The 12,329-nt window shown below is 66.4% G+C and carries 14 protein-coding genes; 9 read left to right on the top strand and 5 right to left on the bottom strand.

Features of this window, described 5'->3' with window-relative positions; genetic code table 11:
* Positions 1–87: 87 nt before the first annotated feature.
* Positions 88–816, top strand: a complete 729-nt coding sequence (locus tag IB255_RS15505; RefSeq protein WP_081515209.1) for an SDR family oxidoreductase — start codon at positions 88–90, stop codon at positions 814–816.
* Between the two features lie 170 nt (positions 817–986).
* A complete protein-coding gene (locus IB255_RS15500) occupies positions 987–1,577 on the top strand; it encodes a 2-hydroxychromene-2-carboxylate isomerase (protein ID WP_081515208.1) in 591 nt (196 codons plus the stop codon).
* A 110-nt stretch (positions 1,578–1,687) separates the two neighbouring features.
* Here the strand turns inward: IB255_RS15500 and IB255_RS15495 are convergent, their stop codons facing one another.
* On the bottom strand, positions 1,688–2,089 hold the full coding sequence (locus IB255_RS15495) for a hypothetical protein (protein ID WP_081515207.1): 402 nt from the start codon (positions 2,087–2,089) through the stop codon (positions 1,688–1,690).
* 128 nt (positions 2,090–2,217) lie between these two features.
* Between IB255_RS15495 and IB255_RS15490 the strand changes: the two genes are divergently transcribed.
* The gene (locus IB255_RS15490) at positions 2,218–3,021 is read left to right on the top strand and encodes a helix-turn-helix domain-containing protein (RefSeq protein ID WP_081515206.1); all 804 of its coding nucleotides are present in this window, start codon (positions 2,218–2,220) and stop codon (positions 3,019–3,021) included.
* Positions 3,022–3,027: 6 nt separating this feature from the next.
* On the opposite strand, the gene IB255_RS15485 is transcribed toward IB255_RS15490, so the two are convergent.
* Positions 3,028–3,552 carry a DUF962 domain-containing protein gene (locus IB255_RS15485; protein WP_081515205.1) on the bottom strand — a complete coding sequence of 175 codons (525 nt, stop codon included), beginning with the start codon at positions 3,550–3,552 and terminating at the stop codon, positions 3,028–3,030.
* A gap of 74 nt (positions 3,553–3,626) precedes the next feature.
* Between IB255_RS15485 and IB255_RS15480 the strand changes: the two genes are divergently transcribed.
* From IB255_RS15480 to IB255_RS15470, 3 genes are all read left to right on the top strand, one after another.
* Positions 3,627–4,316, top strand: coding sequence for a Crp/Fnr family transcriptional regulator (locus IB255_RS15480; RefSeq protein ID WP_081515204.1), 690 nt, complete (start codon positions 3,627–3,629; stop codon positions 4,314–4,316).
* A gap of 204 nt (positions 4,317–4,520) precedes the next feature.
* Positions 4,521–5,018 (top strand): outer membrane beta-barrel protein, encoded by a 498-nt coding sequence (locus IB255_RS15475; RefSeq protein WP_081515203.1) that lies wholly within the window; start codon positions 4,521–4,523, stop codon positions 5,016–5,018.
* A gap of 289 nt (positions 5,019–5,307) precedes the next feature.
* Positions 5,308–6,066: a hypothetical protein gene (locus IB255_RS15470; RefSeq protein ID WP_081515202.1), complete on the top strand. Its 759-nt coding sequence runs from the start codon at positions 5,308–5,310 to the stop codon at positions 6,064–6,066.
* A 4-nt stretch (positions 6,067–6,070) separates the two neighbouring features.
* Here the strand turns inward: IB255_RS15470 and ppk2 are convergent, their stop codons facing one another.
* Together ppk2 and IB255_RS15460 are read right to left on the bottom strand one after the other, a co-directional pair.
* Positions 6,071–6,952 (bottom strand): polyphosphate kinase 2, encoded by an 882-nt coding sequence (ppk2, locus tag IB255_RS15465; RefSeq protein ID WP_225594891.1) that lies wholly within the window; start codon positions 6,950–6,952, stop codon positions 6,071–6,073.
* Between the two features lie 240 nt (positions 6,953–7,192).
* On the bottom strand, positions 7,193–8,158 hold the full coding sequence (locus IB255_RS15460; protein ID WP_081515200.1) for a magnesium transporter CorA family protein: 966 nt from the start codon (positions 8,156–8,158) through the stop codon (positions 7,193–7,195).
* Between the two features lie 89 nt (positions 8,159–8,247).
* Between IB255_RS15460 and IB255_RS15455 the strand changes: the two genes are divergently transcribed.
* From IB255_RS15455 to IB255_RS15445, 3 genes are all read left to right on the top strand, one after another.
* Positions 8,248–8,529, top strand: coding sequence for a hypothetical protein (locus IB255_RS15455; protein WP_081515199.1), 282 nt, complete (start codon positions 8,248–8,250; stop codon positions 8,527–8,529).
* Between the two features lie 81 nt (positions 8,530–8,610).
* Positions 8,611–8,844, top strand: coding sequence for a TIGR02647 family protein (locus IB255_RS15450; protein WP_081515198.1), 234 nt, complete (start codon positions 8,611–8,613; stop codon positions 8,842–8,844).
* 92 nt (positions 8,845–8,936) lie between these two features.
* Positions 8,937–11,786: a class I adenylate cyclase gene (locus tag IB255_RS15445; protein WP_081515197.1), complete on the top strand. Its 2,850-nt coding sequence runs from the start codon at positions 8,937–8,939 to the stop codon at positions 11,784–11,786.
* A gap of 43 nt (positions 11,787–11,829) precedes the next feature.
* Here IB255_RS15445 and rnk read toward each other — a convergent pair whose 3' ends face one another.
* Positions 11,830–12,234 carry a nucleoside diphosphate kinase regulator gene (gene rnk / locus IB255_RS15440; RefSeq protein WP_081515196.1) on the bottom strand — a complete coding sequence of 135 codons (405 nt, stop codon included), beginning with the start codon at positions 12,232–12,234 and terminating at the stop codon, positions 11,830–11,832.
* Positions 12,235–12,329 lie beyond the last annotated feature (95 nt).

Here is a 12,329-nt window from a genome sequence, read left to right as displayed (position 1 = left end):
GGTTGACGATGTCTCGCAGATTAACATAACGTTCGTTTACCTAACGACCGTTTACCAACTTTCGCGCACCCCGCAGAGGAAACGAGCATGTCGAACAAGAAAGTCGTCCTGGTCATCGGCGCCGGCGATGCCACCGGCGGCGCCATCGCCCGCCGCTTCGCCCGCGAGGGCTACGTCGCCTGCGTCACCCGGCGCTCGGCCGACAAGCTGCAGCCGCTGGTGGAGCAGATCCGCGCCGAAGGCGGCGAGGCCCACGGTTTCGCCTCCGACGCGCGCAAGGAAGAGGCGGTGATCGAGCTGGTGGAAACCATCGAGCGCGACATCGGCCCCATCGAGGCCTTCGTCTTCAACATCGGCGCCAACGTGCCCTGCAGCATCCTCGAAGAGACCGCGCGCAAGTACTTCAAGATCTGGGAAATGGCCTGCTTCTCCGGCTTCCTCACCGGCCGCGAAGTGGCCAAGCGCATGGTCAAGCGCCAGCGCGGTACTCTCCTGTTCACCGGCGCCACCGCCGGCCTGCGCGGCGCCTCGGGCTTCGCCGCCTTCGCCGGAGCCAAGCACGGCATCCGCGCACTGGCCCAGAGCATGGCCCGCGAGCTGGGACCGATGGGCCTGCACATCGCCCACGTTGTCGTCGATGGCGCCATCGATACCGAATTCATCCGTGAGACCTTCCCCGAGCGCTACGCGCTGAAGGACCAGGACGGCATTCTCGATCCCGAGCATATCGCCGACAGCTACTGGTACCTGCACTCCCAGCCGCGCGATGCCTGGACCTTCGAACTGGACCTGCGCCCCTGGATCGAGCGCTGGTAAAAAATCGAAAGACGACTAGCTGCGCGTCGGCCAGGCGTCGTTGGAATCCAGCAGGGTCTGCTCATTTACAAACGTAAACTCCGCGCCCCTGCTGGACTCCGCCTAGCCTGGCTCTAGCTCGCAAGGTCGTCTGTCGATTTTGCGAACCTACAAAAAAGAGAGAGCCACTCATGAGCAAGACCGTCGAGTTCTACTTCGATTTCGGCAGCCCGACTTCCTACCTGGCGTATACCCAGCTGCCAGCGATCTGCGCCGAGGCAGGAGCCGGGCTGGTCTATCGCCCGGTGCTGCTGGGCGGCGTGTTCCAGGCCACCGGCAATGCCTCGCCCATCGCCATCCCGGCCAAGGGCCGCTACACGATGATCGACATGCTGCGCTTCGCCCGCCGCTACGGCGTGCCGCTGAAGATGAACCCGCATTTCCCGATCAACACCCTCACCCTGATGCGCGCCGCCACCGGCGTGCAGCTGCGCCAGCCGGAACGCTTCGAAGCGCTGCTGGCCTGCGTGTTCAAGGGCATGTGGGTGGACGCGCTGAACCTGGGCGACCCGGCGGTGCTCGGCCCGCTGCTGGCTGAGGCGGGCTTCGACCCGCAGGCGCTGCTGGCGCTGACCGCCGAGCAGGAAGTGAAGGATGCGCTGAAGGCCAACACCGAGGCGGCGATCAAGCGCGGGATGTTCGGTGCACCGACCATGTTCGTCGGTGACGAGATGTTCTTCGGCCAGGATCGCCTCGATTTCGTCCGCGAAGCCTTGGCATAAGGCGTTGCGCATCCCGCAGCACCGTAGGGCGCATAACCTGGAACAGGTTATCCGCCGGCTCCTGTCCGGCGGATATCGCTGGCGCGTTATGCGCCCTCCTGTTGTTGCATTCACAAGGCCAGGACAGCCGACCGGCGCAGACCGAAGAACTCCAGTTCGGCCAGCAGCAGGACCACCAGCGCCTGGCCTACGACGAAGGCGTAGCCCAGGGCGGTCGGCTGCACGTAGCCGGTCACCAGCAGGGCGACGCTCTCCACCACCCACAGCGCGTTCAGGGCGATGACCGCCCAGACGCCGGTGCGCGACAGAACGCTCTGATTGCTCATCCAGTAGAGCACCAGCGCCAGCGGCAGGAGCACGATGCCGGCCACCAGCAACAGCACGAAGGGCAGGCCCAGCAGTTCGCCCAGCGGTTGCGCGGCGAGGGCCATCAGCAGGCCCATGGCGCCACCGGCGATGGCATCGACTTTCAGGGTCAGGCGAAGCAGCGGTGAGGATTGCAGCAGAGTCATGGCGAAGCTCCTTCAGGGGTCGCCACCGGTTGGCGGCGTGTGGCTGAAGAATCCGCCCGGGACGTAGGGGCGTCGATTACCTGCCAGGTAATGGCCGTTACCGGGCAGCAGGTCTATCGTTCGAAGCCATGAACAGATCAGCCCACGAAAACCCGGCCCAACCAGTCGGCGCCCTGCTCCGCCAATGGCGCCAGCGCCGCCGGCTCAGCCAGCTCGACCTCGCCTGCGACGCGGAGATTTCCACGCGCCACCTGAGCTTCGTCGAAACCGGCCGCGCCCTGCCCAGCCGCGAGATGCTCCTGCACCTGGCCGAACAGCTGGACATCCCCCTGCGCGAACGCAACCGCCTGCTCAGCGCCGCCGGCTACGCCCCGGTGTACTCGGAGAAGGGCCTGGACGACCCGGCATTGACGGTAGCCCGGCAGGCCATCGACCAGTTGCTCAAGGCCCACGAGCCAAACCCGGCGATGGTGGTAGACCGCCACTGGAACCTGCTGGCGTCCAACCGCACGGTGGACATTTTCCTGATCGGCGTCGACCCGGAACTGCTGCAGCCGCCGATCAACGTGCTGCGCATGAGCCTGCACCCCAAGGGCCTGGCACCGCGCATTCTCAATCTCGGGCCGTGGAAGGCGCATGTGGTGGAGCGCCTGCAGCGCGACTTCGAAGCCAGCGGCGACCCCGCGCTGGCGGCGTTGCGCGACGAAGTGGCAGGCTACCCGGCACCGCCCTACGACGAGGCAGCCAGCGGCGACATGGTGCTGATCCCGGTGCAACTGCAGACAGAGCTGGGCGTGTGCAGCCTGATCGGCACCATCACGGTGTTCGGCACACCGGTGGACGTGACACTGTCGGAGCTGGCCCTGGAAACCTTCTTCCCGGCCGACCCCGACAGCGCGCGCATCCTGCGCCAGCTCAGCGGTACGGAATAAGGCGGATCAGGCGGTCGCCTTCTTCTCGCGGATGCAGGTGGGGCCGGCGCGCTCTTCCACGGCGTGGCGCACTTCATCGCGCAGGCCCAGCAGGAAGGCCGCTTCGGCGGCGACGAACAGCGGGCCGACGATCAGCCCGGTGAGGTCATCGACGAACGCCGGCTTGCGCCCTTCGTACCAGTGGCCGACGAACTGGATGATCCAGCCCACGACGAACAGGCCGATACCCCAGGTGAGCCAGTAGGCGGTGCTGCCGGCGGCAAAGCCGGCGCCCAGCCACAGCGACAGCGCCAGCAGCGCGGTCATCAGCAGGCCGAAACGCAGGTCCAGGCGCAGGTAGAAGACCACCGAGGCCAGCGCCAGCAACGTGGCGGGCGAGACCAGCAGGCCGGCCAACTCGAAACCGGGGCGCGACAGCAGGGTGGCGATGGCCAGCACGATCATCGGAATCCCGATGAAATGGCTGACGATGTTCCGCCGGTCACGGTGGTAGGCGGCATATTGGGCAAGGTGATCGACCAGAGTTTTCATTGTTGTTCTCCCGCAAGGTACTGGCATGATGGCGATCTGTGCCTTGCCACTCTGTCAGCTAGCCGACATTGCCCATGACCGACGCCAAGCCCTACCTCGCCTGCCTGCAAGATGGCCGCTGGTTCCAGACCCTCCCCGAGGGGCTGCGCCAGGCCCTGTGCGACGCCGCCGTGGTGCGCCGCCTGCCCGCCGGCCAGCGTCTGTTCGCCCGCGGCGATGCGCCCTGCGGCCTGTACTGCGTGGTGGAAGGTGCGATGCGCGTCAGCGTGGTCGGCGAGACCGGCAAGGAAGCGCTGCTGGCCCTGGTCGAAGCGCCCAACTGGTTCGGCGAGATCTGCCTGTTCGACGGCCAGCCGCGCACCCACGACGCCTACGCCGAGGGCGCCACCGTATTGCTGCAGGTGCCCCTGGCGCCGCTACAGGCGCTGCTGGCGCAGCACCCGGAGTACTGGCGCGACTTCGCCCTGCTGATGAGCCACAAACTGCGCATCACCTTCGCCGTGCTGGAGGAGCTGTCGCTGCTGCCGGCGGCGCCGCGCCTGGCCCGGCGCCTACTGATGATCGCCGAGGGCTACGGCGAGTCGGCCACCGCCAAGCGCGAACTGCACCTGCCGCAGGAGCAACTGGCGGCCATGCTGTCGCTGTCGCGGCAGACCACTAACCAGATCCTCAAGGAGCTGGAAGCCCAGGGCATCGTGCGCTTGAGCTATGGCGGCATCGAGATACTGGACCGCGAACGCCTGCGCCAGGCCGCCCACGCCTGACGCTCGCCGACAGCCTCCAGAACGGCAGCCTCTAGAACAAAAGCCAGACGACTCTCGACAAGCTTCGATGGTCGCGCAGGCTGCCGCCCCGCTCTAATGCCCCCGCCGCCGCGCAGCCGCCGAAAGGCCCGCACCAGAGCGGCACCCAACCCTCCGCAAGACAGCAAGGCGGCCGGCTCTCCACGTCGGCCGCAAGGGAATCCTATGCGCCTTTCGAAACTCCTCTGCGCCCTCGCCCTGACCGCCCCGGCCCTGGCGATGGCCGACGACAGCGGCCTCTACGTCGGTGGCGGCGTCACCCGCCTCGAGATCGACGACCGCTCCTTCGATGACCAGGACGACAGCTACAAGCTGTACGCCGGCTACCGCCTGAACAACTACCTGTCCCTGGAAGGCGCGGTGGTCGACTTCGGCGACATGAGCGACGGCAAAAAGCACTTCGACGGCGAATCACTGCAAGCAAACGTGCACCTGGGCTTCCCCATCGGCCAGCGCATCCGCCTGTACGGCATTGCCGGCGTGCATGCCTGGCACGCCGATGACGACGCCGCCGGCAAGTCCGACGACGTGGACCCACTCTACGGCTTCGGCGGCGAACTGGACGTGATTGGCGGCCTGGGCGTGCGCCTGGAGCAGGAATACCTGGACGTCGGCGACATCGACCTCGACCAGACCACCCTTTCCGCCTACTGGCGCTTCTGACACCAGCCTGCCCCTCAAGCCCGGTGGAAGGTCCGGCTCTCTCCCCAGAGCAGTCCTCCCCCCCTCCTGACCTTCCGCCGGCACCTTCACCCGTACAGAGCCCCCCGTACAAAGAATCCCCCGCACCCCGGCGTCGTCCGCACCAGGCATCACCTGCACAAATCACTCTTTCGGTCGGTTGCAGCGGCTTCGTTCGCGGCTAGCCTAGGGATAGCTGCGTTTCTGGCGCCAAAAAGACACACATCCGGCGAATCGCGCGGCTCACAATAACAATAAGGACGCCTCCGCCATGTTCGATATCGTTCGTGGGTTCATGCTGTGCTGTTTCGGACTCTTCGCCCTCGCCGCCCAGGCCAACCTCCCCAGCGAGGAACTGCAGCTGCAGACCCTGCAGGTCTATACCTGCCGCTCGATCAACAGCCTGTTGCTGCTGCGCGGCGAAGGCTTCCAGGAAGGTCACGCCGCCCAGTTGGAGAAGGACCTGGCCACGCTGGACAATGCCGTCAAGGCCTACCCCAAGGCTGACGATGCCCTGCGCAAGGCCCATGCGGAGTTCGTTACCCAGATTCGCAACGGCGTTTCCTACGGCCCCAAGGAAGAAGATATGCCCTGGCGCTACAACCAGGACCTGAGCCGCTCCCTGCGCGATCTGCTCACCCAGATCGAACGTTTCGTCCCCGCTACCGCCGACGCCAGCCAGATTCCGCTGTGGGAGCTGCCGGTGCGCGTGGAGTACCTCGCCACCCAGTACCTGGGGCGCGCCTATATCAGCGGCCTGGAGCTGGCCCGCGAGCAGCCGCAGGAATACCTCGGCCAGGACGAGGGCGTACTGGTGCCGCTGCTGACCCAGCGCATCGACCAGCTGCCCGACAGCGACGCGACCAAGAAACTGCGCACCCGCTGGGAGTACCTGAGCAAGGCGCTTCTGGACATGAACAGCAAGAGCAACAGCGGCGTCAGCGCTTCCGGCCGGCCCTGGGCGCCGATCATCGTCGATCGCAACGCCCGCGCGGTCTCCGGCCAGCTCATGCTGATCAGCCAGCAGTAGCGCCTCAGGCCGGGATGGCTTCCGGCTCTGGTATCTGCACCGGGACCATTGCCTGCGCCGGGCGCTCCAGCTCATCGCGGTCCATCAGCGCGGCACGGCCCGTCAGCAGCGCATCCGGGGCACGGGCGATCTTCGGGTTCTTGTCCGGGTAATCCAGGCTGTGCAGGAAGTGCCGCAGGCAATTGAGCCGCGCGCGCTTCTTGTCGTCGGACTTGACCACCACCCAGGGCGCGTCGGCGGTGTCGGTGTGGAAGAACATCGCCTCCTTGGCCTGGGTGTAGTCGTCCCAGCGGTCCAGCGACTGGATGTCGATCGGCGACAGCTTCCAGTGCTTGAGCGGATCGTCGCGGCGCGAGACGAAGCGGCGCAGCTGCTCCTCGCGGCTCACCGAAAACCAGAACTTGAACAGGTGGATGCCATTGCGCACCAGCATGCGCTCGAGCTCCGGCGTCTGCTGCATGAACTCCAGGTACTGGCGCGGCGAGCAGAAGCCCATCACCCGTTCGACCCCGGCGCGGTTGTACCAGGAGCGGTCGAAGAAGACGATTTCACCGGCCGTGGGCAGGTGCTGGATGTAGCGCTGGAAATACCACTGGCCGCGCTCGGCGTCGCTGGGCTTCTCCAGCGCCACCACGCGGGCGCCGCGCGGGTTGAGGTGTTCGGTGAAACGCTTGATGGTGCCGCCCTTGCCGGCGGCGTCGCGGCCCTCGAAGAGCAGGACGATGCGCTGGCCGGTCTCCTTCACCCAGTTCTGCACCTTCAGCAGCTCGATCTGCAGTTCGGCCTTGGCCTTCTCGTACTCCCTGCGCTGCAGGCGCTTGCGGTAGGGATAGCTGGCGGGCAACTGGGCGGAGCCGGAGTCCTCGTTGCTGCCGCGCGGGGCCATGGCGACGGTCAGCGCGACCGGGCCCTGGCTCTGTGCCTGGATCTGCGCACCGCCCTCGGTGGTCGCTTCGGGCAGCGCCGCGGCGGCGGGCTTGCTGGCTTCGGGTGGCGGCAGGCTCTCCTGGGAAATGGGCTGCCGGGGCTTGGGCTGCTGGGCCATGGTCTCCTCCTGTGAGACGTGGGGACGGCCCTCCACTGTGCTACCCGTGCCGCAAGCCTTTCTTGACCCGCATCAACCCGCCTAGAGCCAGCCTTTGTACTTGAACCAGTAGTAGGGAATGATCGCCGAGATGACCATCGCCACCAGCGCCATGGGGTAGCCGGCCAGCCATTGCAGCTCCGGCATGTGCGCGAAGTTCATGCCGTACACCGTGCCCACCAGGGTCGGCGGCAGGAACAGCACGGCAGCGATGGAGAACACCTTGATGATGCTGTTCTGCTCGATGTTGATCAAACCCAGGGTGGCGTCCAGCAGGAAGGTGATTTCCCCGGCCATCTTCGTCTGGTACTCGCTGAGCGAGCGTACATCGCGCTCCACCGACTTCATGCCCAGCTTCACCTCGTCGCTGATCCAGCCGTTGCTGCCCTGACGGAAGTACGACAGCGGCCGGCTGATGCTCAGCAGGCTCTCGTTGAGCTTGGACAGCAGCGAGTTCTTGCGCCCCAGTTGCTTGACCACTTCCTGCAGGTCGGCCTTCTCGCTGGCCGGGCCCTCGCGGAAGATGCTGGTGCCCAGGCTGTCGAGCTGCTTCTGGACGATCTCCAGCACGTCGGCGATGCGGTCCACCACGCTGTCCATCAGGGTCACGAACAGCTGGTCGCTGCGACCCTCGCAGCCGCCGCGCTGGGTGCGCGTCTCGAAGGTACGGAAGGCCAGCAGGTCGGTATAGCGCACCGTCACCAGCCAGTGCGGGGTCAGCACGCAGGTGACTTCCGAGACAGTGGGATTGTGCTCGCGGATGCCACCGACCACGCTGGTGGTCATGTACAGCGCACCGTTGCTCTCGTAGAAGCGCGAGGAATCTTCGATCTCGGCCATCTCCTCGCGGGTCGGCACATCCACCGCGATGATCGACTCCAGCAACTGCTCCTCTTGCGCCGTGGGCTGGAACAGATCGATCCACAGCGTGTCCTTGGGCATGCCGTGGCACTCGCTGCCGTTGTGGCGCACCAGGCGGTCGCCGACAAGGGTGTAATAGGTGATCATGTCGCCCGACGATCCTTTTACGCACCTGAAGTTGCCCCGCAGGTTGGCCAACTTCGGGCGGCTTCACAAGTCCGCCGGAGAGCAATGTGATGACAGACCCAGACGATGGCGAAGAGTCCTTCGCCGAAGACACCCTGATCCAGGCCATCGAGAACCAGATCGAGAGCGAGAGCCCGGCGGCCGCCCGCGCGGTGTTCAACAAGCTGACCCTGGTCGGCTACGAACGCGAGGACGCCCTGCACCTGATGGCCCTGGTGCTCGCCCACGAGATCGAGGCGATGCTGGCCGAGGACCGCCCGTTCAACGGCGAGTGGTACGAACAGGCCCTGCGCGCGCTGCCGACCCTGCCCGATGGCACTGTTGCCGAATGAGACAGCGGCATAACAGCGCTTGCCGAACCGGTCTGACTTGAGACTACACTGAAGCCTCATTGACCATCGGGAGTTAGGCGAATGGCTTTCACGAAAGAAATGGTTGAGGAACTGGACCTGCTGGCGCTCTTTGACCTGGAGAACAGCCAGGCGGGATTGAAAGTCCACCACGATGCTTCCGCCGAAGCCGTGGCGGCTGCCGGCCGGCTTCACGCCAAGGGCCTGATCGACAAGCAGGACGGCGGCTATCTCACCGGTCTGGGGCTTGACGCCGCCGAGCACGCCCAGGTCCTGCTCGGCATCCTGCGCAGCTGACCTCAAGTTCCCCCGTGAGCGGGCGATAAACTGGCACACTTCCGAGCGCCGCATTCCCTGATGCGGCGCCGCTGGCCAGACAGCAGTACGCCATGACGCTCACCCCCGAGATCCGCCCGGACATCGACGACGGCATCGACCGAAAGGTGCTGACGCAGCTGCGTCAACGCTTCCTCAAGGTCAACGCCGCGCGGCTGCATCGGGCCAGCGAAGCGCTTTCCACGCGCCAGCAGCTTGTCCTGAAGCTGTTGCCACTGCTGCTGGACGTGAACCATCCGCTGCTGCCCGGCTACGTGTCGGCCAGCACGCCCGCCGGGCTGTCGAACTTCGTCCCGGACGACGACATCCTCGCCGAAGCCCAGCGCCTGACCCGTTCCTTCAGCTACAAGACCCGACGCGGCAACCCGCCGCTGCCGATCCACGGGCTGTTCCTGATGGGCAGCCTGGGCACCGTCGCCCAGGCCGAGCAGAGCGACCTGGACCTCTGGGTCTGCCACGCCTCCGACCTCACCGAGCGGGAGCTGGCGGAGCTGCGCCGCAAGTGCGAGCTGCTCGAACAATGGGCCGCCACCCAGGGCGCCGAGGTGCACTGCTTCCTCGTCGACCCGCAGCACTACACCCAGGGCGCCCGCGAGGCCCGGCTGACCTCCGACGACTGCGGCACCAGCCAGCACTACCTGCTGCTGGACGAGTTCTACCGCACCGCCATCTGGCTCGGCGGCCGCACCCCGCTGTGGTGGCTGGTGCCGGTCTACGAAGAGAACCGCTACGCCGAGTACTGCCAGACGCTGCTGAACAAGCGCTTCATCCGCGCCGATGACGTCCTCGACCTCGGCCACCTGGCGCGCATCCCGCCGGGCGAATTCATCGGCGCCGGCATGTGGCAGCTGTTCAAGGGCATCGAGTCGCCCTACAAGTCGGTGCTCAAGCTGCTGCTCACCGAGGTCTACGCCAGCGAACACCCGCAGGTGTCCTGCCTGAGCCTGCGCTACAAACAGGCGATCTACGCCGGGCGCCTGGATGTGGAGGAGCTGGACCCCTACGTCATGCTCTACCGCCGCCTGGAGGAATACCTCAAGGAGCGCGGCGAAACCGAGCGCCTGGAGCTGATCCGCCGCTGCCTCTACCTGAAGGTCGGCAAGAAGCTCAGCCGCCCGCCGCGCCAGGGTCACAAGAGCTGGCAGCGCAAGGTGATGGAGCGCGTCTCGGCGCCCTGGAAGTGGGACAGCCGCGCCTTCGCCCAGCTCGACAGCCGCAGCCAGTGGAAGGTCCGCCAGGTACTGCTGGAGCGCCGCGCGCTGGTCAACGAACTGACCCACAGCTACCGCTTCCTCTCGCAGTTCGCCCGCCTGCAACACGCAGCCAGCGGCATCAACCCGCGGGACATGGGCATCCTCGGCCGGCGTCTGTATGCCGCCTTCGAGCGCAAGGCCGGCAAGGTCGAATTCATCAACCCGGGCATCGCCCCGGACATGGCCGAAGACATCCTCACCCTCGCCCAGCTGCCCGGCGGCGAGGCGGGCAAGCCACCGTACTGGGCGCTGTTCGGCGGCAACCTGTCGCTGCAGGAAATGGCCGACTTCGCCCCGCTGCGCCGCGCCCGCGACCTCATGGAACTGCTCACCTGGAGCCACCGCAACGGGGTGATCGATGCCACCACGCGGCTGTCCCTGCAACCGGGCAGCAGCGACCTGACCGAGTTCGAGCTGCAGAACCTGCTGGGCTGCCTGCAGCAGGCCGTTCCGCTGCCGCTCGACGAGGTGCCGGAAAGCGCCCTGCTGCGCAGCGCGGTGCCTTCGCAGGTGTTGCTGCTGGTGAACGTCGGTGTCGACCCGCTGCGCCAGCACAGCCAGATGAACGTGCACATGACCACCGAGCGCACCGACTCGCTCGGCTATTCCGGCGTGCGCGACAACCTGGTGCTGACCCTCGACCAGATCACCCTGAACAGCTGGAACGAACTGCTGGTCAGCCGCTACGCAGGCCCGCACGCGCTGCTCGACTGCCTGCGCGAATTCCTCAACAGCGTGCCCTCCGACGCCCCGCCGCCGCGCCTGCTGGTGCGCTGCTTCTGCCGCAACCGCGCCACGGCCATCGCCCAGCGTGTGGAAGACCTGTTCCGCGACGCCCATGCCCAACTCGCCAGCGGCAAGGGCGGGCGCTACCTGTTGCAGGTGCGCCAGCACTTCCACCTGCTGCACCTGGTGCCGGGCAGCGTCAGCCATCGGGTGATCGACGGGTTGCCAGCGCTGGTCGAGCACCTGGGCGACACCCAGGACGACAGCGGCTTCCTGCAACTGGACCGGCACGCGCTGGAGGGCGACGACCTCGCCATGATCCTGCCACTGGGCCGGGCCAATACCGTTCAGGTGTTCTACCGCCTGGATGAAGGCAGCGCGGAAATCACCATCCTCGACGAGCGCAACGCCCTCTGGCGGCGCCGCCAGGAATACGACACCGAGGAAGGCCTGCTGCTACCGCTGCAGCGCTTCCTGCAATCGGTGCAGTACCGCCGCAACGCAGTGATTTCGCTACTGGAAGCGCAGGGCCCGGTGGGCGCCGACATCCTCTTCTACGAAGTGGTGACCAACGGCCACCAGCGCGCCCAACGCATCGAGCGACGCAACGCGCCACAACCGCTGGAAGCCCTGCCGTTCTACAACGTGCAGGCGATCGTCGAACCGGGCGAAGGCCAGCGCGCGCGCACCACGCTGTTCTGCAACCACCGCGAATTCTCGGAACTGGAGTTCGGCAACGAGCTGTTCCAGGCCGCCGCCCGGCACATCCTCGACCGCCGACGCGGGCAGGAGCGCTACCCCTGCTACATCACCGACCTGGACCTGTCGGCCATGCGTGAGGGCGGGGAACTGCAGACGGTGCACTTCCTGCGTTACAAGCAGAGCCTGGAGCAGGCGCTGAACCGGGCGCTGGCCGAGGCCTGAAGACCAGCCGGACGCCCGGGGAGGGAGGTTCCCGAAGGGGAACTCAGCGATCGAAGTCGCCGGCCGCTTCCGGCTGGTATTCCACTTCCAGCAGGGTCAGCTTCAGCGTCTTGCCGCTGGGTACCGGCCAGTCGATGCTCTGGCCGGTGGTCAGGCCGAGAAGCGCAGTGCCGACCGGAGCAAGAATCGAGACCTTGCCTTCACCGCCGACGCCAGCCGGGTAGACCAGGGTCAGGTGGTATTCCTTGCCACTGCCCTCTTCGCGGCAGCGCACGGTGGAGTTCATCGTGACCACGCCCGGCGGTATCTCGTCGTGGCCGACCACCGTGGCGCGGGCCAGTTCGGCCTCCAGCGCCTCGGCCGCGGGGCCGTACTCATCCAGGCTGTCGAGCATGCGCTCCAGACGTTGCAGGTCGAGTCGAGTCACGGTGATGGGAGTCGTGGTCATGATGGTTGGCAGTCTCCTTACAGGAGAGCCCCGGACGCTCGCGCGTTCGGGGCCCTGGGTGTTCTGGCAGTAAAGACGTTCGGGGATCGAACGTA

Source organism: Pseudomonas sp. PDM22, from assembly GCF_014851965.1.
In the GTDB taxonomy this organism is placed as follows: domain Bacteria; phylum Pseudomonadota; class Gammaproteobacteria; order Pseudomonadales; family Pseudomonadaceae; genus Pseudomonas.
This window is presented reverse-complemented; position numbering and strand designations above follow the sequence as displayed.